This is a genomic window from Sinomonas cellulolyticus (genome assembly GCF_014656475.1).
GTDB lineage: Bacteria > Actinomycetota > Actinomycetes > Actinomycetales > Micrococcaceae > Sinomonas > Sinomonas cellulolyticus.
Genome location: NZ_BNCM01000008.1, coordinates 58,015 through 81,957, shown reverse-complemented (window position 1 = coordinate 81,957; position 23,943 = coordinate 58,015). Strand labels below are relative to the sequence as shown.

Below are 23,943 nucleotides of genomic sequence, written 5' to 3'. Positions count from 1 at the left end.
TCATCACGCTGGGCACCGGCTGGACCGGCAGGTCCCACAGCCTCGTCCGCGAGGGCGACGCGCCCGCCGGGGACGCGAGCGCGATGGGCCCGCGCGACATCGCCGAGGGCACGACGCCAGGCTTCCGCGGCGTCGCGGTCACCGCGAACAACTCGGACAGCATTGGCGCCTTCGGCATCGGCCTCGGCTTCTCCGGAACGGCCGCCGTCACGCTTGCGGGAGCGATCGCCGTCGTCACCGTGCACACCTCCGCGCACGTGGGCGCACAGGCGAAGGTCAACTGCGGGGCGACGTGCGCGGACAACGTGGCCGGCGCGGACGCAGGCCAGTCGGTCCAGGTCTCCGCAGCCAACCAGTTCTACCAGCTCGGCATCGCCTTCACCCTTGCGATTGCCGGCACCGCCGGCGTCTCGATCCCCGTCGCGGTGCGCGTCGTCACCCTCGACACCTTCGCCTACATCGGCACAAGCACCTCGGTCAACGCCCGCAACTCGATTGCGGTCACGGCGGACGGTCGGGACACGGTCCTCTCCTTCGCCCTCGGCGCCGGCGGCGGAACGGTCGGCGTGGCCGGCACGGTCGCGGTCACCGTGCTCACGGTCCACACCTTCGCTTGTACTGGCACGCCCGGCGGTTCGGACCCGTTCGAGTGCACCGGGAACGGGGCGGCCCTGTCTGCCGGCAACAACGTCGTGGTGGCCGCGACGGATGCCACGAGGCTCCTCCTCATCACAGTTGCGCTTGCGGGCGGGTACGTGGGCGTCGGCGCAGCGGTGGGCGTCGCGACCCTCGACAAGAAGGTCCGGGCGTACCTGGGCGCCGGCAGTGTCGTGGACGCGCTCGCCCAGGGCACCCCGGTGGCCGGCGTCCCGGACGGCACACTCGGCGGGACCCAGAGCTTCTCGGGCGTGATCGTCCACGCGGGCTCGAGCGAGGACATCTTCGGCCTCGTCCCGGCGATCGGCGGCGGGTTCGTCGGCGTCGCGGGCGGCGTGCAGGTGACCCTCCTGACCACCTCGACCGTCGCCTCGATCGGCGGGTACAGCACCGTCAACTCGGCTCCGGGGGCCTCGTCGGCCCAGGGCGTCAGCGTCACGGCGACCGACAGCTTCAAGTCCCTCACGATCGCCGGCGGTGCGGCGGGCGGGTTCGTGGGCGTCTCCGGCGGTGTCGACGTCGGAACGGCCAACAGCTCCGTGCTGGCCCACATCGACGGCCCGTCCACCATCAACGCGCTCGGCAGCGTCGAGGTCTACGCGCTCTCGTCCAAGGACGTGAGCACCTTCGCCGTCAGCCTGTCCATCGGCGCCGTCGGCGTGGCCGCCTCGGTGTCCGTGTGGACCGTGGGCATGACCCCGACCTCGACCTACCAGGACAGCAACGGCGGCAACTTCCGCGACGCGTGGTCGTCGGCCAACTCCTATGCGAAGGGCGACGTCGTCACCTACGGCAGCACGCAGTACACCGCGACAGACGACATCGCGGCCGGCGGGAGCAACCCGACGGTCGACACCGCCCACTGGCGTGGCCCCTCCGATGCGATGAGCGGCGACGCCGGCAACAGCGTCACGTCTGCCGGCAGCACCGCCCAGGGCGGCGGAAGCGGCGGATACCAGAACCACTCCCTCGACGGGACGTCGGCAGGCTCCGCCGCCCCGTGGAGCAGCGCCGTGAACTACCAGAGCGGCCAGCTCGTCACCTACAACGGCAACACCTACTCGGCGACGGCGGACATCGCCTCCGGCGGCCTCGATCCCGAGCACAACTCCGCCTGGCGCCTCAACGCGGGCACCGAATCGGCCACGAACGCGCGCCTCGCCTCCCGGCTCTCGGCGGCCAGCTCGAAGATCGCCGGAGCGGCGCCGACAGCGAACCTCGGCTCGGCAGCGTTGAGCACCGCACCCACCGGCGGGACGGCGGCCACGATCGATGCGACCGTCATCGCGGGCGGCCACGTCAACGTCTGGGCGGTCGACAGGCTGCACGTCCTCGGCGTCGCGGGCGCCGGTGCGGCGGGCCTCGGCGGCCTCGGCGTCTCCATCCTCGTGCTCAACGTCAAGAGCGCCACGAACGCGGGCATTGGCGGCACGGCGACTGTCCGGGCCGGGTCCGGCTCGGGCGGCACGGTGAGCGTCAAGGCCCGTATGGACGACGAGACCGTCACCGGCGTCGGCTTCGTCGGGGCCGCGGGCGCCGTCGCGATCGGGGCCCAGGTCGTCGTCATCAACGACGACAGCACCCAGAACGCGCACATCGACTCGAGCACGAGCGTCTCGACCCTCATCGGCACGGTCACCGGGCAGGGCGTCACGCAGGCCGGCGGCGGCATCGACGTCGCCGCCTACGCCCAGCGGACCGCCAACAGCTACGCGATTGGCATCGGCCTCGGTGCCGTCGCCGTGGGAGTCTCCGCCGCGGTCGTGAACGTCACGGGCGGTGCGAGCGCCACGGTCGGGAACATCGCCGTCGGCGCCTTCGGCCCGGTCCAGCACCTCACGGTCTCGGTCATCGACAACGCGACCAACGACCTCCTGGCCATCGCGTTCCAGGCCGGCGTGGCGGGCGGCTTCGCGGGTGACCTCGCCTTCGTCTCGCTCGGCGGCACCGCGACGGCGTCGAGCGGCGCGCACGGGACGCTCGGTGCGGGCGGCCTGAGCGTCACGGCCGACGGCGTCCACACCGCAGCGGCGCGCACGCTCAACGTCGCGACCGGCGTCCTCGCCGTCTCCGTCACGGTCGCCCGCGTCACGAACGCGCGCTCGATGGAGGCCCTCGTGGGCCCCACCTCGGCGATCATGTTCAGCGGCCCCGCACCGTTGCTCGTCAAGGCCACCGCGAGCAACTCCGCGACGGCCACGGCACCCGGCGGAGGAGCGGGCGGCGTCCAGGTCACGGCCCTGCTCGCGTTCGCGACCATCTCCGGCCACACAACTGCGGAAGCCGACGGATCGGCGTCGAACGCCAGCACCATCACGGTCCAGGCCTTTGCGGACAACACCGCGAACGCGACGTCGACGACCATCGGCGTCTCGGTCGTGGGCCTGTCCGGCGGCGTCGCGACGGCGGACATCACCTCGGGGGCGAAGATCGAGGCCACGATCGGCACCGGCGCCGCTCTGAGCGGCAGCGGCGCCGTCCTCATCGAGGCCGGCACCCGCAATGCCGGGAACAAGGCCACCGCGGCGGCGACCCTCGGCAACCTCGGCGGCGTCGCCGCCCTCAGCGTCATGGCGGCCGCCGCCCACGACAACTCGGCCGCGCGGGTCCACATCAACGGCTCCGTCACGACCACCTCGACCGCGTCCACCCCAGGCGCGGCGGCCATCGGCGTCCACGCGAACGGCACGAACCTCGCCACGGCCGACATCTTCGTGGTCAGCGGCAGCCTCGGCTTCGCCGGCAACGGCAGCATGGCCTTCGCCGAGGTCGGGTCCAGCGGCGACGTCGAGGTCCTCGGGCAGGCCGGTGGCGCCCTCCACGCGAACGGCCTCGTCGAGGTCACCGCGATCTCGGACAACCACGCCGAGGCGAGCACCGTCCTCGGGGCCGGCGGCTTCGCGGCCCTGGGCGTCTCGGTCCCGACCGCGAAGGTCGACGGCGGCACGGACATCCGCCTCGACGGCACCTCCACGACGGGCACGGCCGCGAGCGCCACGGCGGCAAGCACGAACCTCGCCGAGGCGACCACGAAGGCCATCACGATGGGAGCGATCGCGGCGCAGATCGCCTCGGCGAAGGCCGAGATCGGCTCCAACGCGACCACCGAGGCCGGCATCGGCTCGGCGAACGTGGGCTCGGGCGCCGTCACACTCACCGCGACGTCGTTCGACACCGCGACGGCCGAGTCCGGCGGCGCCTCCGGCGCCGGACTCTCGGTCCAGGTGTTCACCCCCGAAGCCCAGATCCACGGCTCCACCCGGGCCTACGTCGCCGCCGGCAGCACGGTCGTGGCCGGGTCCCTCACGGCCGTCGCCACCGCGACGCCGAAGGCCACGGGCACCGCGAAGATGCTCGGACTGGCCCTCATCAGCGGCACGGGTGCGACGCCCGTCGCGAACGTCGACGGCACGACCGAGGTCTACGTTGGCGCCAGCAGCACCGTCTCGCTCGGCTCGGGCACGGCGGACCTCGAGGCGTCCCGGAACGCGTCCGCGACCGTCACGAACGTCGACATCGCCATCGCCGCTGTCTCGATCGCGTACGTCGACCTCGAGGCCACCACAGCGGGCACGATCGCCGCCCACATCGACGACGGCGCCAACCTCACCGCGGGCTCCCTCACGCTCCACGCGGGCGGCACGAGCACCCCGACGGCCACGAACGCCCCGCCGTCCGGCTCGAACATCACGGTCGGCCTGGCCTCCGGCGCCTTCATCACGACCCACGCGACGGACTCGACCACGGTGGCCGCCTACGTCGGGCCGGACGGCGCAGCTGCCGACGCGAGCCACCCCGCGACGGTGACGGTCAGCGGCACCGGGACCGCGGCGTCGGTCGCCGCGAGCCTCACCTCCGCCCCCCGGGCGGTCACCGACATGATCAGCGTGGGCCTCGGCTTCAACCTCGTCATCGTCACCGAGACCACGACCTCGGCTCCGACCGTCAAGGCCTTCCTGGGCGGTTCGGCGAAGGTCAGCGCGAGCGCGGGCGCGGTCGAGTTCGTCTCCTCCGCGTCGGCGACCGCGATCGCCGACGGCCGCGGCATCGGCATCGCCGGCGGCTTCAGTGCGGGCGCGACGACGGCGACGTCCGACTTCCGCCCCACGCTGCAGGCCTACACGGTCGGCGGCGGCGAGCTCCACGGCACCGGCGTCACGGTGACCGCGCGGCTCAACGTCGACTCGACCGGGGCCCCGATCCAGCCGTCCGTGACCCTCGCGGGCGACTCCACGCCGTCGACCGTCGACCCGTCGTTCGCCCGGGTGCGCCTGACCGGGATCGCGGTGGGTGGGGGCGTGACAGCCGCGAGCGCGACGGCGACGAGCACGCCCGAGGTGGCCACGACCGTCGGGGTCGGCACCCAGCTGACCGGCCCAGGCTGGGTCAACATCGCGAGCGTCGTGTTCAACGCCGCCACGGCGGATGCCCGCTCGCTCTCGGCCGGCGTCGTCGCCGGCATCGGCCTCGCCCAGCCCACCGCCGAGGCGGGCGGCCACGTCAAGACCGACTTCAACGGAACAGCCGCCGGCGTCACCGCGGTCACGATCGGCTCGACCGTCGACTCCTCGGCCATCGTGCACGGCCGCGCTGCCGCCGGCGGCGTCGGGGCCGGCGTTGTCGCGGGCACGTACCAGGCGACGACGGACCTGGGCGTCGCCACCGGCGTCGGCGGCGCGGTGAGCGCCTCGGGCGACGTCACCGTCCAGTCCGTCGAGCGGAACTCCACGATCGCGGACTACAGCGCGGTCGCGTTCGGGGGCTTCGGCGCCGCGGGCATCTCGACCGTCAGGGCCACCGATTCATCTTCGGTCTCTGCGGCGGTCAGCGGCAGCATCTCGAGCGGTGGAACCCTCTCCCTCCTCGCCTACCACAACTTCGACGGCAGCAACTTCCTCACCGACCACGTCGTCGACGCATCCGGCAGCGCCCTCACCGCGGCCATCGGGCTCGCGATCTCGAGCAACAACCTCTACGCGAAGGCTGCCTCGAGCACGACGGCGACCCTCGCGCAGGGCGGCACGCTTGCCGCGCCGGGAGGCGTGATCGACATCCGGGCCGTGAGCGGCAACTTCGCCAAGTCCAAGCTCAAGAACGCAAACGGCGCGATCCTGAACGTGTCCGTCGACTCGAACCCGGACGCCGAGGCCTCGGGCACCACGACCGCCTCCGTGCTCGGCAACGTGCGCGTTTTCGACGGCGTGAACAGCACCCCGGGCGCGTCGACCCTCAGGGTCTTCGCCAAGGGCAACGACACCGCGGTCGCGGGCATGGACGAGAGCGGCGGCGGCCTCCTGTCGGTGACGAACTCGACCTCGACGAGCCACGGCACCCCGAGCGTCGGCGTGGTCCTGGGCGGGCCCTCCTCGGTCATCCGGGTCAGCGGCGACATCACCGCCCAGTCTGTCGGGCTCACTGATTCCGACGCGAGCACGTCGAGCGCGACCGGCGGCGCGATCAACGTGACCAAGTTCAGCGCGACCGCGACCCTCTCGCCCACCTCGACTGCGTCCGTCACGGGCGGGGCCAGTGTCAAGGCGACGGGCGCGATCAGCCTCGACGCCTCGGCGAACCCGCCGCTTCCGCCAGCCTCCGACGGCACGTTCGACGGCGTGAGCGGTGTCTCCGATGCGGCGAACACCATTACCTTCACCGCGAACCACAACGCGAACACCGGCGACGTCGTGACCTACGACGCCCAGGGCCACCCCGTGATCCCGGGCCTCATCGACCAGGCGACCTACTCCGTGATCGTGACCGGGCCGCAGAGCCTCGCGCTCGGCGCCGTGTTCACGGGCGCGAACGTGAAGCCGGACACGGACGTCATCGACTTCGGCGTCCGCGAGCACCACCTGCACGAGGGCGACATCGTGTGGTACTCGGCCGTCCCGCTCGGCGCCTCGGGCGTGACCTCGGGCGTCGGCGGCCTGACCAACAACACGCGGTACCGGGTCCACGTGCTGGATGCCTACCGGATCAAGCTCCAGCCGCTCGGCTTCACGGCGACCCAGGTCTCGGTGAACGCAGGCAGCATCAACGGCGGCACGGGCGTCGTCAGCGTCAGCAACAGCTTCCACGACGGCGACTTCGTCACCTACTACCAGCCCAACACCGCGGCGACGTTCAGCTCGGGCCAGGTCAACGTGGTCTGGGACGGCGGTGCGAAGAAGTGGGTGGCCGCGACGGGCAGCGACGTCAACGATGTCTACTTCGCCGTCGAGGACCCGAACAACCAGGGCAGCTTCCTCGACATGGGCTTCTCGACCGGTACGCGCGTCTACTACGCGCCGTACTCGGGAAGCACGATCGGCATCGCCGCCGGCTACTACTACCTCATCCGGATCAGCGGCCAGGAGTACAAGTTCGCCGACTCGCTCTGCCACGCCACCGGCAACGCGGGCGACTGCGGCACCCAGACCAACCAGCCGCAGGCCGCTCTCACGCTCACGCCGGACACGTCGGTCGCGGGCAAGGCCGTGGTCCAGCAGCTCTGGTACGCCGCCAACGCCCCGATCTCGGGCCTGCAGGACGGCCACGGGTACTACGTGGTCGGCTGCGGCGGGGCGTGCACGTCGTCGTTCAAGCTCTCCGACACCCTCGGCGGGGCCGCGAAGACGTACACGATCGTCCCGGGCCAGACCGGCGGCCTCCACACGTTCGCCCGGGACGGCATCAACCTCGCCGTGCCGACACTGCCCGCGGGCGTCACGAGCGCCGGCAACCTCGTCTACACGCTGATCGAGGACATCGCGCCCGCGAGCGCTTCTGGCACCCAGAAGCTGCACGGCATCGGCGAGAACATCCCGTTCGGTGCCATCAGCGGCGACCAGATCGTCTCGGCCTCGGCCACCGGCGGCGGGGGCGGAGCGATCTCCGTCTCGACCGCGGCCTCCCTCGCCGAGGTGCTCTCGACCCTCGGCGCGACCGTGGGCAACGGCGCGACACTGGACGGCGGCACCGTCTCGGTCACGACCCACGGCATCGTCGCGGGCAAGACCGTCTCCTCGAACGACAGCGGTGGCCTCATCTCGGTCAACTCGGCCAGCGCAGACACTCACCTGTACATGGGCAACGCGATCCTGGTCGACACCAATGCGGTCCTGTCCGCGGCCCAATCGGTGACCGTTGCGGCGTATTCCGTGCTCATCCCGACCATGATCGCGTCGTCGAGCTCCGGCGGCCTCTTCGCGGGCGGCTCGAGCGGCGAGACGATCCTCACCGACTACTCGACCACCGTGGATGTCAAGGGCACGGTGACCGCCGGAACGACGGCCGCGATCGAGTCGCACACCGCGGCCTACGCGTACGGCCGGGGCACGGCCGACGTCGGAGGCCTCGGCGTGAGCGGCGTGACGAACCTCCTTGTGGCCATCGGCACGGGCGACGGATCGTGGGTCCCAGGCGCGGCGGCGGTCGGCCTCACCCAGACCACGATCGGCGGCGCGGTGAGCGGCCGCGCAGTCGCCGTGGGATCCTACGTCGACGCGCTCCAGGCCACGGGGACGTCGCGCACCCGCGCGACCGCGTTCGGGGCGAACTCCGAGGCCACGACGGCCGTGAACGTGAGCGGCCTGACCCAGACGGTCCTGGCCAGCGGGTCCAGCATCACGGGCAATGTCTCGACCGCACTCAACGCCGAGTACCGCGGCATCAGCATCGACAGCTACGCGTCCTCGACGTGCCACTGCTTCGGGGGCCACACGTCACCGACCGCGAGCGCGGACATCAACACGACGGCGCAGGTGGCCGGCATGAGCGGCTCGACCATCACGACGTCGGACCTCACCGTCACGGTGAACCAGCTCGTGGACCGCTACCTCCGCCACACCGACCGCAGCGGCGGCTTCCTCGACTTCGGCGGGTCGAGCTCGGACGGAGGCAGCCAGAACTTCAACCGCTGGATCTTCTGGGAGTCCACGGTGATCATGCTCGGCGAGCCGAATCCCTGGATCGAAGTGGATTCCGCGGGCAACGTCACGAAGCTCGTCAACGCGACCGTGCGGGACACCATGGGGCACGTCTACACCGACGACCCGTTCAACAACATCCACACGGTTGGCCAGCTCACGGGCCCAACGTTCAGCGTCGACGACATCCTGTACGACCACGGCGCCAACGCGCGGTTCCTCGCCAACGTGCCCACGAACATCTCCGGGGGCAGCGCCCCCGCCGGCGTCATCTGGGGCGGCCTCGGGCAGTTCCAGTTCCAGCAGACGTGGGACTACGTCAAGATCCTCAACGCGTCGAACCTGAACATGATCGTGAACAGGATCAACGTGGTGAACACGCTCAACTCGCCGGTCATCGACATCCGCGTCCAGACGATCAAGCCGGGAACCGGTCATGCCACGAGCGGGCTGAGTCCGCCCGTCGTGGGCGGCAGCTTCGACGTCGACATCAAGTACACCTTCCCGCCCACCCTCGTCCTCATCCAGAACACGTGCGCGTACACGTGCCCGGGCCAGAACCCGTTCATCCGGCTCGACAACTTCATCGAGAACCCCATCGGCACCACCGAGGCAGACAACGCGAGCGGCGACATCCTCGCCGGGCCGCTGGGGGCGCTGAACCCCAACACCAAGGTCATCCGCACCAACGTGCTCACGCTGTCCGCCCCACACGGGAACATCGGCCACCAGGCCGCCCAGCACCCCGCGGCCGGGACGCAGGACGCCGAGCGCGACCCGATCGCCGTCGAGCTGGTCCGCTACCAGAGCGTGGACGGCGCCTACCACGACATGGCCATCACGGCCGACGCCGGCGCCGACCTCGTGCTCGACCTCACCGCGAACCGCCGCACCGACGAGGCTCTGGGCTCCGCCTTCACCGTCACCGTCACGCGGCTCACCGCGGGCGACGACCTCGACGTCGTCGTCAACGACAGCAAGAACGGCAACGACCTCGCCACCAACATCCTCGTGACGGTCAACGCGTACCACGCCGCGACGAGCAACTACCACTACGTCTTCCCGACGGGCTTCGACCCTGCCCTCGGCGCCGATGGGAGCCCCTACGGCTCGATCTCGACCAATCCCGGCAGCGGCCAGTACCAGACCCATTACGAGCCGGACACCGCGGACGCGAACCTCGCCCGGATCCTCCGCGCCTTCGGCACCGCGACGAGCACGCTCGACTCGGCCTACCAGTTCTCCGAGGCCCGCGCGGGCGACGACCTCGCCGTCTGCCACGTCGCCACCTCGGGGGTCGCGGCCCAGGAGCCCACGTACTGCCCGACCACGGCGATCAACGACGCGACGCACGTGGTCTCGACGGCCACGCCGGCCACGGTGGTCACGTTCGTCCTCAACACCGACGTCGCGTGGACCGGGGGAGCGCCGACCCACAGCCCGGTGGATGATCCGAGCCAGTCGGGCGGGTACCTCGCGGCGGACGTCGCCCAGATCTTCCTCACGACCAATGGCAAGATCACGGCCACCGAGCTCGCGGGCGACATGCTCGTGGGCCACATCGACTCGACCCAGAACGACGTCGTGCTGTCGTCGCCGCAGCGCATCCTCGACGCGAACGGCCAGACCTCGATCGATGTCACGGGCGTCAACATCACCATGACGGCCGGCACTGGGGGCGTCCTCGGCGGCATCGGCCTCGCGACCGACTTCCTCGAGGTCAACGTCGACGTCCTCCGCACGAACACGGGCGTCCTCACCGCGATCGACACGGCCTCGACCAACACCCTCGGCGTGTTCGCCACCGAGATCGGCGACAGCAACCCCGCCACAACCGACGACCTCCGGATCCACCTCGTCCGCACGCGCGGCGACGTCTCGCTCGCCACGGTCAAGGGCTCGGTCATCGACGCGAACGCGGATTCGGCCGCGGATGTCATCGGCAACACGATCGACCTCAAGGCCATGGGCGGCTCGATCGGCGCGACCGACGGCACGAACGATCTGGATATCTCCTCCGGGCGCTTCGCGACGCCGTGGAGCCCGTCCTCGACGACGCCGGCCGCGACGGTCGCGTTCGAGGCGGACACGGGCATCTTCGTCACCGAGATCCCCGACTCCGCCGACGCGAGCGATCTGGGCCTCCCGGCCCCGATGAATGTGGTCCTTGCGCGGACCTTCGCAGGCAACATCCGGCTCACGGTCGCGGAGACTGCCGCGCAGGGCGAGGACCTCAACCTCCTGCCGTGCGCCAACCCGGCCACGGGCGGCAGGCAGTCCTGCAGCCTCCTCTTCGTCGAGAACGCGCCCCGCACGACCGCGAACGGCCAGATCCAGCGCGGGCTCATCCAGGCGGACGCCGGCTGGGTGCTCCTGCGGGTCGGCGACAACGTCACGACCGACGGCTACAACGCCGCGGGCGGAGGGTCAGTAGCGACCGACGCGAACCCTGCCCTCGTCGCGAGCATCCGCGCCGCCCAGTGGATCGACATCTTCGGAGACTTCTCCAACACGGGCGCGGGCTCCGCGGTCGGCGTCCCGGATTCCGGCTGGGGCACGGTCATGCACCTGCACGGCGAGCTGTGGAGCGGCGCCGCGCAGACCACGAACGGCACCGCGAACTTCAGCGGCACCCAGACGAACGCGTGCGTCAGCCAGCTCGACAAGGACGGCCACGCGTGCAGCCTCACGCGCGTGTTCGGCAACACCGATTCGGACATCATCAGCTTCGACCAGACCTACCTGCGCAACATCACTCGCGCGTACGGCAGCAACACGCCAACCCCCGGCGGGTCCACGGCACCGCTCGGGGACGGGGAGGACTTCCTCTTCGTTAACCAGCTCCAGACCATGGATGTCGCGGACGGCATGACGCTCACGCTCGACGGCCAGTCGGGCACCGATACCTACGTGATCGCGACGACGGGCAGCCAGCCGTGCTTCGCAGGCGACCCGACCGGCTCGACGTGCCACAGCTACGTCATCAATGTCCTCGACACGGGCGCACCCGGCGACGGTGCGGACGTCCTGACGGTGAACGGCTATGACAGCCCGCTCTCCGGCTACGACGCCCAGGGCAACCCGTACCCGACCGACGACGTCTTCCTCCTGCGCCGCTCCCAGTTCATCGCCTCGACACCGACCTCGAACACGGCCGGGGAGCGCGCCGATGATCCCGGCTTCGTGGCCCTCCTCCACGGCCAGCTCGGCGCGCGCACCCCGCTCTTCACGGGCAACCTGACCCTGTGCTTCCAGTCCACCGGATGCGGAGCCGGAACGGCCCCCGGGCGCACGCTCATCGGCGCCGCGGGCACGTTCGCCCCGGGCCTCGCGGGGCTGCGCATCCACCTCGGCGGCCCGACGGCGGGCGTCTGGGCCGGCGACTACACGGTGTCGAGCGTCGCGGCCGACGGTTCGTGGATCACGCTCGCCGAGACCCTCCCCCTCGGCGTATCGCTCACCACCGAGCAGGTGCCCACCGCGAACGTCGTCCTCTCCAACGTCACGGTGAGCCTCCTGGCGAACGACGTCACGACGTCGGACCCGACCGGAAGCGCGGCAGTCCGCACCCAGGCCTACGAGCGCGTCAACTACGACACGGGCATCAACGGCCGGCTCACCGTCAACGGCCTCGGCGGCAACGACGTCTTCGCCTCGGACGACGTCACGGTCACCACCACGCTCGACGGCGGCGCCGGGAACGACTCGTTCCAGATCGGCCAGATCTACGGCCTCCAGCGCGACGCCCACGCGTTCTCCTCGAACACGGGCGTCTCCGCGGACGGCATCACGCGGGACACGAGCGGCGGCGACCTCAACCCGCAGGACGTGTTCGGCACGGTCGCGACGACGCGCGGCTGGGTCTCCGCGGGCGCGTCCGCACCGCTCGTCGCCGTGGGCGACGCGGGCGACGACACGTTCACCGTGTACTCGAACCAGGCCCCGCTTCGCCTCGAGGGCGACGACGGCAACGACCTCTTCGTGGTCCGCGCCTTCGCGCTCGCGGAGGTCCGCACCGGCCACGGGCTCCCGGCCTCGATGGGCGGCCTGTCCTGCACCGACCCGGGCGTCTCGCTCACGGACGCCCAGCGCGCCACGTGCGACATCGTGTGGATCAACGCGGCCGACCAGATCGCGATGCCGCGCCTCACAAGCGGCTTCTCGACGGCGGCCGAGAGCGACATCCGCACGGGCGCGGGCCAGAACCAGGTCGAGTACAACATGAACGCGCCGGTCTCGATCGACGGCGGCACCGGCTTCAACAAGGTCGTGATCCTGGGCACCGAGTTCGCCGACCACATCGTCGTGACGTCCAAGGCCATCTACGGTGCCGGGCTGAGCGTGAAGTACGTCAACATCCAGGTCCTCGAGATCGACGCGCTCGAGGGCGACGACACGATCGACGTCCTCTCAACCGCGCCGGGCATGGCCACGCGTGTGATCGGCGGCCTCGGCAGCGACACGATCAACGTCGCCGGCGACGTGGCCGGGGACGTGTTCGCCCTCAACATCGACGGCACCTCCAGCACGGTGAACCACGGCGTCGTCTCCACGGACCCGAGCTACAACGGCATCGTGGCCGACGGCGTGCCGGTCACCGTGGCGCGGCCGGGCCAGGGCCAGGTGGTCATCACCGAGAGCGGCGGCTTCACGGCCGTGTACGAGGGCGGCTGCTACCTGCTCACGCCGACGACGTCGACGTGCGGCGCCGCGCCTCCGCTGCCCTCGCTCGACTCGTACACCGTGCACCTGGCTGCCCACCCGGTGTGCACGGGCCTCACGGACGCCCAGTGCAAGGTGTATGTGACCATCTCGGCCGCCTACGCGCCGTCGACCGAGCACACCCAGCTCACCGTGGGCACCCTGCCCGACGGGGCACCGACCGGGCTCGACGGCGACACGATCCTCCTCGCCGCGAACCTCACGGGCAGCGCGCTGGCCGACTTCTACCGCCAGATCCTCCTCGGCGGCGCATCCAGGAACGTCTCGAACCGCTCGATCGTCCTCGTCTTCGACGGCACGAACTGGAATGCGGACCAGACGGTCTACCTGTACGCAGTGGACGACAAGCGGCCCGAGGGCACGCGGATCGTCACGGTCAACCACTCGGTGATCAGCGCGGACCCGACCTTCGACGGCGCGGTCGTGCGCAATGTCGAAGCGACCATCTACGACAACGACCAGGCCGACGTGCTCATCGCGCAGACGGACCCGGCCACGGGCCACCTCGACAACGAGACGACGGTGCTGGCGGGCACGACCGTCACGGAGGCCGCGGACCAGATGACGGTCCAGCTCGCCATGGCCCCCGCAGCAGGCAAGACGGTTGTGGTGCGGATCGTTCCCGACGCCAACGGCGGAATGGGGACGGTCTGCCTGGCCAGCGCGGACGGCCGCTTCGGCATCGCCTCGGGCGCGGCGTTCAGCGACCCGACCGCATGCGGCGCAACCCCGTACGTCTACACCGCGACGTTCGACAGCACCAACTGGTACCTGCCGGTGATCGTGAGCATCCACGCGCGGACCATCCTCGCGCCGATGGATCCGCGCAACACGGCGATCATCATGACGATCGACCCGTCCAGCACGGATCCCGCCTACCTCGCCGCCGCCGCCCGGATCAGTGCCCGCGTGGACGTCCAGGTCATCAGCGACAAGGTGCCCGGGGTGTTCGTGTCGCAGAGCGACGGCTCGACGCTCGTCCAGGCATGCGGCAACGCCGCCTGCACGGTGCCGGGCACCGGCGACTCGTACACCCTCCGGCTCACCAGCGCCCCGACGTCGAATGTGACGATCTTTGTCCTCACGGACGGGCAGGTGGACGTCACAGCGTTCGGCGGCGCCAACTACGCCCCCTACGGCGGCCAGCACGCGGCCCAGGCGTTCCTCGGCGTCATCAACATCTCCGGGAATACCGTGACGCGCGGCAACGGCTCCGACCTCGGCAGCTTCCTCGACGAGGGCTTCCGGATCGGGCAGAAGATCCGCATCTCCGGCACGGGCACGGCCGACGACGGCGACTACCAGATCCTGAACCTCACCGCCTCCTCGCTCACCCTCGACCGCACGCTCCCCGTGGACCGGAGCAGCTGGGCCAGCCCGTTCACCAACGTCATCATCAGCCAGCTCCAAGACGCCGGGATCTTCACCGGGACCGCCGGCCACACGCTCTCCTACAACGCCGTCACGGGCGCCCTCACGCGCGACGACGGCTCGAGCTGGCTCGACAGCGGCTTCACCGAGGGCATGGTCGTCAAGCTCTCCGGCGACCCGACGTTCTACAAGATCCAGAGCTTCGGCTCCGCCAACGGCGGCACCCTCAACGTCCTGTACTTCACGTCCGCGGCCAAGCCGGCGGCCGTCGATCCGCTCGCCACGCTCACCCAGTGGGCCGCGTTCGTGACGTTCACGCCGTCGAACTGGTGGATCGCGCAGACCGTCAACCTCGTCGCGGACGTCCACTGGGCAGTCCCGGCCGGCCGGTCGACCATCATGACCTTCCCGAAGCAGGCCCACCGGCTCGATGCGATCCGCGGCCCGCTCTCGGTCGAGGGCGGCACCACGGCCTCCGACCGTTCGCTCAAGGCGGCGATCCTCCTGCCGGGCGAGGGCAACATGCCTCCGTTCCGTGTTGCGGCGCAGCCCCCGGAGTGGCAGCAGATCGACACGCTCAACGTCTACGACGACGGCAGCCACCAGAACCTCTCCGGCGCGCTCACGTCCACGGCCGTCACAGGCCTCAACATGGGCCCCGCCCTGGACTTCTCGAACCTCGCGGACCCGGTGACGCACCGCCTGCCGTGGGGCGAGCCCCTCGTCTTCCCGGGCGGCATCAGCTACGGCTCGCTCATGGTGGATCCGAACACAGGCCTCTACTCGACGGACGGCGCCGTCTCGACGATCGAGATCCTCAACATCATGCTCGGCGCGGGCAATGACACCTTCGCCGTCCAGTCCACGCTCATCCAGGGCGGGGACGTCAACCCGATCACGGGCCTGCGCGGCGAGCTCGCCCACCACGGCGGCATCACGGCCGTCCACGGCGGCGGCAACAGCCCGCTCCTTGTCAAGGGCACGTTCGGCGTCCTCGCGGTCGGGGGCGCGAGCGGGCTCGTCCGGCCGGACGGCCTGCCGTGGACCGACCTCGGCTTCCACGCGGGCCAGCTCGTCGAGGGCCCCGACGGACGGCTCCACACGGTGACCGGCTTCGCGAGCAGCGGGGCCCCCGGCACCCTGCCGGGCGACGTCATGCTCCTCGCGGGTGCCACCGCTCTCGCCGGAGGCCCGTTCACCGGAGCCGTCTCGGTGGTCGACGACCTCGCCGCCGGCAACGGCGCTGTCCGGACGCCGCTCCCGGCGGGCTGGTCGATGACGCAGAGCATGCTGAGCATCGTGGCGGGCAACGGCATCCTGATCTCCAACGGCCAGGCGTGGCAGGCCCTCGGCTTCCGTGCCGGCCAGCGCGTCTTCATCCCGGGCGTCGGGATCCGCACGGTCCTGGCCTTCGCGAACAGCGCCGCGCTCAACGCGGACGGCAACCCGTCGGACGGTGCCGTGATGATCGTCGACGGCGCGCCGCTCACCCCGGGTGCGCTGGCCGGCGTCGTGAGCCGCGTGAGCAGCCTCTGGGTCACCGGTTCCGGCTCGGTCGCCCCGACGTCCGACGGCGGCACGCTCGCCTTCGCGGGCCTGCCCGCCGGCGCGCTGGCTGGCTCGGGACTGACGGTCGGCATGCTCGTGCGCATCGACGGCGTCGACGGGTACCGCATCATCACCGCGATCGACCCAGTGGCCGGGACCATCACGGTCAACGGCGGCCCGCTGGCCGCGACGCCCTCCTGGACCGGAACCGTGAGCGCGGTCCGGCTGGGCGGCGACACGATCACCGTGACGGGCGGCGGCGGCCCCGCCTCGCCGCTGGTCCTCTATGGCGACACGTCCCAGGACGGCGTCTGGTACGGCGGCGACCCGACGCACCTCACGCTGCACAACTTCGGGCCCAAGCCAATGCCGCACGTCGAAGGTGCGGACGTCACGCTCGGCCTCTCTGCGGACGGCCACACCGGGACCATCGCCCTCACCTCGTGCGCCGGCGCCTGCACGGGCAGCGGCACGTTCCTCCACGACGGCTTCGCCGTGGGCCAGGAGCTCGCCCTGAGCCTCGCGGCCCCGATCGTCCAGACGGGCTCGATCCTGCTCGGCACCGACCGCATCAGGCTCGCCGCGGGCACCTGGAACGCCGCCTACACGACGGGCATGCAGATCACGATCTCCGGACTCTTGGGCGTCTGGACCATCACGGGCTTCGACGCCGCGCGCCAGACGATGCTCCTCAACGGCCCCGTCATCTCGCCGATGCCGTGGCAGAACCTGACGGTCACCGCGGTCTCGCAGTATGTGGGGATCGTCAAGGCCGTCACCGCCACGGTGATCACCCTCAACCTCGCGCTCTCGCTCGCCGACTTCCCGGCTGGCCCGCACTTCCCGGTCACGACGCCGGGCGCGAGCATGGCGGGCGTCTACAGCGTCATCGTGCTCAACCGGGTGGGCAACAGTGCGCCGTTCTTCATCTTCCCGCTCGCCAATCCGTTCCAGTTCAGCGGCAACGACGTGATCGACGCCCATGCGCTCCCCGGCACGGATGCGGCCGGGAACCTCCTGAGCATCGGCGTGACGATGTACGGAGGCGCAGGCGACGACGTGCTCATCGGCTCGCAGACAGGCGACCAGATCGCGGGCGGCTCGGGCGCGGACACCGTGTTCGGCCAGCGCGGCGAGGACATGGTCTACGGCGACTCGGGCTTCAACGTTGACCTCATCACGCGCGTCCTGGGCGTCGCCGTCGTGGGCAACGGGCCGGCCGGGTACCCGGCCGCTCAGTACCCGGACCGCGACCTCCTCAAGGCCGGCTCCGACCTGCTCTACGGCGCAGGCGCCGGCACGGTGGCGGGCGCCAACGGGACCACGATCGGCCAGGACGACAACATCGTCTTCGGCGACCTCGGCGTCATCACCCAGGACGTCTCGGGCGCACGCGACACGACCAAGCCCGTCCCGGGCAAGCTCCAGAAGATCCAGACGACCCTTCTGACCGGAGGCCTGGGTGTAGCCGGCCTCGGCATCGCCGGCAGCCCGCTCGACGGCGGGATGGGCGTCACGAGCGTCGACTCGAAGGCCCTCCAGAACGGCGGCGACGACTGGATCTACGGCGGCGCAGGCCGCGACCTGCTCATCGGCGGCCCCGGCAACGACGCCATCGACGGCGCCGCCCAGGACGACATGGTCTTCGGCGACAACGTCTCGATCCAACGCTCCTTGGGCGACTGGACCAACGGGCGCTTCCAGGCGCTGTGCGGCACGCTTCTGTACAGCCGCTCCGATCTGGCCAACCCGTGCGGCGGAAGTGTGGACGCGTACACCTCCGGCACTCTGCTCACCAACGGAATCGCCCAGAACTACCGCACCGCGAACGACGTCCCGTGGTGGGCCGAGTACAAGGTCTCCAACCTGTGGCAGGACTTCGCGGCGGACGACGGCCTCAAGTGGCTCGGCTCGTGGGGCAACGACTACCTTGCCGGCGGCCCTTCGAACGATCTCATCCTCGGCCAGATGGGCGACGACACGATCCAGGGCGACGGCTCGATCGACTGGATCGCCCCGAGCAGCCCGGCATCGATCCTCCAGCGCGTCTCCGCCTTCCGGACTCCGACCGGCTGCACGGGCGCCCCCGGCACGCTCGTCTGCGATCCCGTCGGTCCGCTCACGGTCTACCCGAGCGTCGAGCGCGCCACCGACGGCTCCGACTACATCGAGGGCAACGCGGGCAACGACGTGATCTTCGGCGGGCTCGGCCAGGACGACCTCGTCGGCGGCAGCTCCGACTTCTACAGCCTCGCCAACCCCTACCAGCGGCCCGACGGCGCCTCGTACCACGTGGTGAGCGACGCCTGGGGCAACCCGACCTACGTGGCGGACTCGGCCGTCGTCGGCGACCTCGGCAAGAACCTCATCTTCGGCGGTGCGGGCACGCAGATCGACCTCAACAACGAGGTTGGAGAGCCGGGCGGCCTGAACCAGGGCGTGCGGCAGCTCGCCGACGGCACGGCCGCCCGCGACATCCACGCGCGCGACGCCGACACGATCGTGGGGGCGAACGGGGACATCGTGCGGATCGTCGGCATCAACGGAACCGACACCTCCGGCTGCGTGGCCGCGACGGCGGCCGGCAAGGCAGGCGACTGCCACCTGCTGCTCAGCAACCCCGACACGATGCGCTACGTGACCTACAACTGGGACACCTACGACACCTCGCGCTGCACTCTCGACGCAAACAACCGGCCGGTCTCGTGCAAGTACAACGTCGACGGCGTGCAGGTGGTCCGCGGTGTTAGCCTGCTCGACTACACGCCCGGCGGCCCGGACTTCCGGCCGGACCTCTTCTTCAGCCCCGCGTCGCTCGCGGCCGCGACCTGCAACACCTCGCCCACCCAGCCGCTGTGCAGCCCGATCCTGGCCAACGGCGCCCACAGCGACATGTTCGCGGCGCAGCTCGCCGCGTGTACCCCGACCCTGGATGCCAACGGCAACCCGGTCTACAACCCGGCGTGCCGGATCTACGACATCGGTGGCGTCAACGAGACGCACGGCGAGTCCGGCGACGACACGATCTACTCGGGCCCCGGCAGCGACATCGCGTTCGGCGACGCGCAGAACGACCAGATCATCGGCGGCTGGGGCAACGACTGGATCTCCGGCGGCTCCGGGGACGACACCGTACTCGGCGACGACGGGCGCATCTTCACGAGCCGCAACAGCGCCACCGGCGTCACCTGGAATGGATCCGCGTGGGTCGCGAACGGCTGCGCCCCGAACAGTGCCGGCTGCTACTCCGAGCCCCTCTACGGTGTCCTGACCCTCCTGCCCACGGACCCGAACACGCGCATCTCGAACGGCAACGTGCTCGACGAGTACATCTACACGCCGGGCCAAGTCCAGCAGGCGGTCATCAACCGCTCGGGCGCGCTCGCGACCGCCGTGGACGAGACGCCGTTCGACCTGACCCCGCGCTCGTCGGGCGCCGCGAACCCGAACTACGACCCGAACAACTCGGACGACGTGATCTTCGGCGGCCTCGGCAACGACCAGCTCCACGGCGGCGCGGGCGACGACGCGATGAGCGGTTCCGAGGCCCTCGCGGCGAGCTACGTCCAGGCTTTCGATGCCAACGGCAACCCCGTGGGCGTGACACGGACCGACTTCAACCACCCGTGGAACCCGGGCGACGTCCTCCACTTCGGCGCCGACACGAACGCGTGGCACTCGAACCACCACGTGGCCGGCCGACTCGGCGAGTTCCTCCTCTACGACGAGTACGATCCGCGCCGGATCATCCTGTTCAACCCGGACGGATCCGTGTGGAAGGGCGGCACCCCGCCGATGGCGATGCAGTTCTTCCTCAACAACGACGCGACCCTCGGCGATCCCGTGACGGCGTGCGTCGCCGTCGACAACCAGGGCAACTGCACGGGGACGGCCACCAAGGCCTCCGACGGCAGCGATGTCCTCTTCGGCGACCTCGGCAACGACTGGCTCGTGGGCGGGACGGGCAACGACACGCTCTACGGCGGCTACGGCAACGACCTCCTGCAGGCGGACGACGACCTCACGACCGGCACCTCCTACGGCCTCAATGACGTCCCAGACGGCCCGAACTCAAGCTACGAGGACCGCGCGTTCGGCGGCGGCGGCCTCGACATCCTGATCGGCAATACGGGCGGCGACCGCCTCATCGACTGGGTCGGCGAGTTCAACAGCTATCTCGTGCCGTTCTCGCCGTTCGGCATCGCGACCGTGAGCCGCCAGGTCGAGCCGCAGCTGCCGGAGTTCCTCTACGCGCTCTCGCGCTCGCAGGGCGCCGACCCGACGCGCGCCACTGACACCGGCGACGATCCGGCCCGCAACGGTGAGCCCGACGGCGAGCTCGGCCTGGTGACGCAGCACGACCACGGCCTGTGGCAGCAGCAGACAGGCGGCCCGACGGACCCGCAGGCGGGGAACCTGCCCGGCGGCAAGCGGGACGTGCTCCGCTCGGCTGATTTCAACGGAGGCACGGCACAGGGCTTCGCGGTGGACTCGGGCTCGTTCGTCGTGGCAAATGGCCAGCTCCAGGTGGGCGCCACCTCGCTCGGCAGGGACGCGGCTGCCGTCTGGTACGCGGACGCCTATCTCCCCGTCTACTACGAGATCCGCGCCTCGATCAGCGTCCAGAAGCCCACGGCAGGCTGGAAGGCGAACTCGTTCGTCATCTTCGACTACTGGGGCCCCACCGACTTCAAGTTCGCCGGCATCGACGTCGCCATCAACAAGATGGTGATCGGGCACCGGGACGCGAACGGCTGGTGGTACGACGCACAGGGCGCCGTGACCGGCTCGCTGAGCGCCGGCACGTTCTACGACCTCCTTGTGGCCGTCAACGGCACCGTGGTGACCGTGACGGTCAACGGGACCAAAGCGTTCACCTACACGTTCCCGGTCAGAGTGCTGCCGAACGGCGACCAGGTGGGACTCAACAAGGGCTTCATCGGCTTCGGCTCGAACAACTCCCAGGGAGCCATCGACAACATCGCCCTCCAAGTGGTCCCGCCGCAGGCGTCGCTCGATCGCACGAGCTACTTCGACAACGGCGCCGCCGACTGGTTCAGCGCGGACCAGACGGGCATCTGGAACGTCGCGTACGGCCGCTACGGGACGGCTGCGAGCGGCACCCCGGTGGTCTCCACGGCGAGCTACACGCCGCAGGGCCAGCTCATCGACCCGATCTCCTACGCCGAGGTCGCCGCGGTCCTGAACACGAGCGGCGTCGCGGGCCTCGTCTTCGACGAGTACGCGCCCAACGATTTCAAGTTCGCTGCGCTTGACGTCGCGGGCCAGCGCGTCGTCGTCGGGCACATGGACCCGCGGCGCGGCTGGCAGGTCCAGCAGTCGTTCGCGGCCTCCCTCGTCGCGGGCAAGGACTACACGCTGGACCTGGTGCTCAAGGGCACGGTCGTCACCGTCACGCTCAACGGGAGCGTCCTCGGCAGCTTCGTCTTCAACGCCGCCGTGGCCGACGGGCGCGTGGGAACCCTCGCCAAGTCCGGCACCGCCTCCTTCGACTCGTTCCGGTTCCTCACTGACGACCAGGTGTTCGCGGGCGCGGCTCCGCCGCCCCCCACCGTCTCGATCGGGGACGTCTCGGTCACCGCCCCCACGAGCGGAAGCACGACGGCGACCGTCACCATCACGCTCTCGGCCGCGCCGACCAGCGCGCTCACCCTGCGCTGGACGACGCTCGACGGGCCCGTGGCCACGGCGGCGGCCGGAGACTTCCCGGTCCAGTCGGGGACCGTCACGGTCGTCGCAGGCGCGACGTCGGTGACGTTCAAGGTCACCGTGAACGGAAGCAGCGCATACGAGCCGGTCGAGTTCTTCTGGATCCAGATCCTCCCGGTCGCCGGCTACAATCTCGCGCGCGGCTTCGCGGCCGTGACCATCGTGAGCGCGCTCGCGCCCCCGGCCGGCGCCACCACCACGACGGCGACTCCCGTGGCCACCGCGAGCTCGGCGAGCTGGGCTCCCGCGCTCTACCCGGCCGCGAACACGACGTCGACGGGCACGGCAGGCACGAGCGGTTCGACGTCGACAACGGGCACCACCTCGACCACGAGCACCGCCGCGGGCACCACCAGCGGGGCGACCATCACGGCGGTCCCCGCATCCGGCGGCAGCACCATCACATCGACCGGCGGCGTGTACTTCCAGGTGACGGGTGCGAACAACCGGGACTTCTACCAGGTCATGGTGGTGTGCACCGTCAACGGCGTGGTCGTGTACGGCACGACACTGACGGTCGTCATCGGCGCGGACGGCACGGGCAGGACGCCGCCCATCTACCCGCCGTCGGGCAGCGCGTGCACCGCGTACCTGCAGATCCCCAAACAGATCGACAGGCCCCGCACCGTGAGCCAGATGACCTTCACCGTCACCTAGCCTGAGTACCGGCCGCCTGGCTCCCCGCACCCTGGCTCCCCGCCGTCTGAGCACCAGCCTGTGCCGTCTGAGCAGCAGCCCCCGCGGTCGCCGCCGCGACGATCAGCTCAGCCACCTCGGGGTGCCGGATGTCCGAGTGCGCGCCGGCAAAGGAGGACTGGGACGTGTCCCGGATCACGGCGTTGGCGTCGGCGCGGTAGAAGGTCCCCGCAGCCAGCGCTGTTCCCGGCGCGAGCGGGAGCGAGATGTCGCCGCTCGGGGTGACGCTCTGGTAGCCGTCCGACCCCATCCCGCCCCAGCGGTTCGGCGCCGCCGTGTCCTCGTTGTCCTGCTGGGCGAGGAAGGATGCCCTCGGGTACCACTTGCCCACGGCCCAGTCCGCAGTGGTGAAGGTGGAGATCAGGGGCCCGGCCACCCTGTCTGCTACGGCGCAGAGGGCCCCGGCCTCGGCGAAGGGGCTGTCTGCCGCCTGGGTGAAGGACCAGTGCGAGAACGCCCCCTGGACGAGGGTGAGCGAGGCGACCGGGCTCTGGGCGGGGGCGCCGATCCCGCTCAGAGCGAAGGAGACAAGCCGCGCACCGAAGCTGTGGCCGATCAGGTGCACCCGCAGCGCTGGCGCGGCGGCGTGCAGCCGCACCAGGAACGGGCCCAGGCCCTTGGCACCGACCGTCCCCGCCCGCGCCTTCATCTGGTAGAACGAGGCGACCCGCAGCGCGTCCTTGGCCCCGTTCCAGATGGGGCCGAAGATGTCGCCGAGGCCCTCGGCGTCACCCGCTGGTGGGGCGCTGCCCATCGTCGTGGCCAGAGCGGCGTAGTCCCGCTGGGGGTTCTCACTGGCGATGACAGCGCTCTCACCGTCGTCCTCGGTGCTCGCCGTGGTTCCGCCGAACACGCTCTGCAGCATTCCGTGGAACTGCTCGACCGCGGCGCCCTGCTCTGCGGGGGTGGCGGTCCCCGCCTCGACGTGCCCCAGCCCGGTGTCGATGAGCGAGCCCATCGTTGCCAGCGGCGCGGCGGCCTCGGGCACGCTGCGTGCGAGCGAGGAGGCGATCTGCGCCCCGGAGAGCGCCGCGTCGGTGGCGCCGGCGGGCGGATCCGGGAACCAGATCGAGGGCCAGAACACGCCGAGGTAGCGCGATTGTGCGGGAGCGCCGGGCGCCGAGTCGATGAGCGGGAACATCGCGGAGTACAGAGCCTCGGCATCGCCCTCGGAATTGTCCCATCCGTGGCTCATCACGAATAGGTCAGTTGCCCCGCTCCCGGCAATCTCGGCGACTAGGTCCCCAGGATCGGTGGCCGTGCCGTTCTCATCGAAGTGCAGCTGCCAGTAGCCGCTCGCTGAACCGTCCAC

The 23,943-nt window shown here is 70.6% G+C and carries 2 protein-coding genes (1 of these 2 only partly in view); one reads left to right on the top strand and one right to left on the bottom strand.

Going from position 1 to position 23,943, the window contains the following annotated elements:
• On the top strand, positions 1–22,592 hold the 3' portion of the coding sequence (locus IE231_RS11625; RefSeq protein WP_189694139.1) for a hypothetical protein. 11,785 nt of this gene lie to the left of the window's left edge; 22,592 of the gene's 34,377 nt are visible here — the last part of the coding sequence; its start codon lies beyond the left edge, outside the window; its stop codon occupies positions 22,590–22,592.
• On the opposite strand, the gene IE231_RS11620 is transcribed toward IE231_RS11625, so the two are convergent.
• Entirely contained in the window at positions 22,585–23,943 is a 1,359-nt protein-coding gene (locus IE231_RS11620; RefSeq protein ID WP_189694138.1) for a hypothetical protein, read from the bottom strand. The two genes, IE231_RS11625 and IE231_RS11620, sit on opposite strands and share 8 nt — an antisense overlap.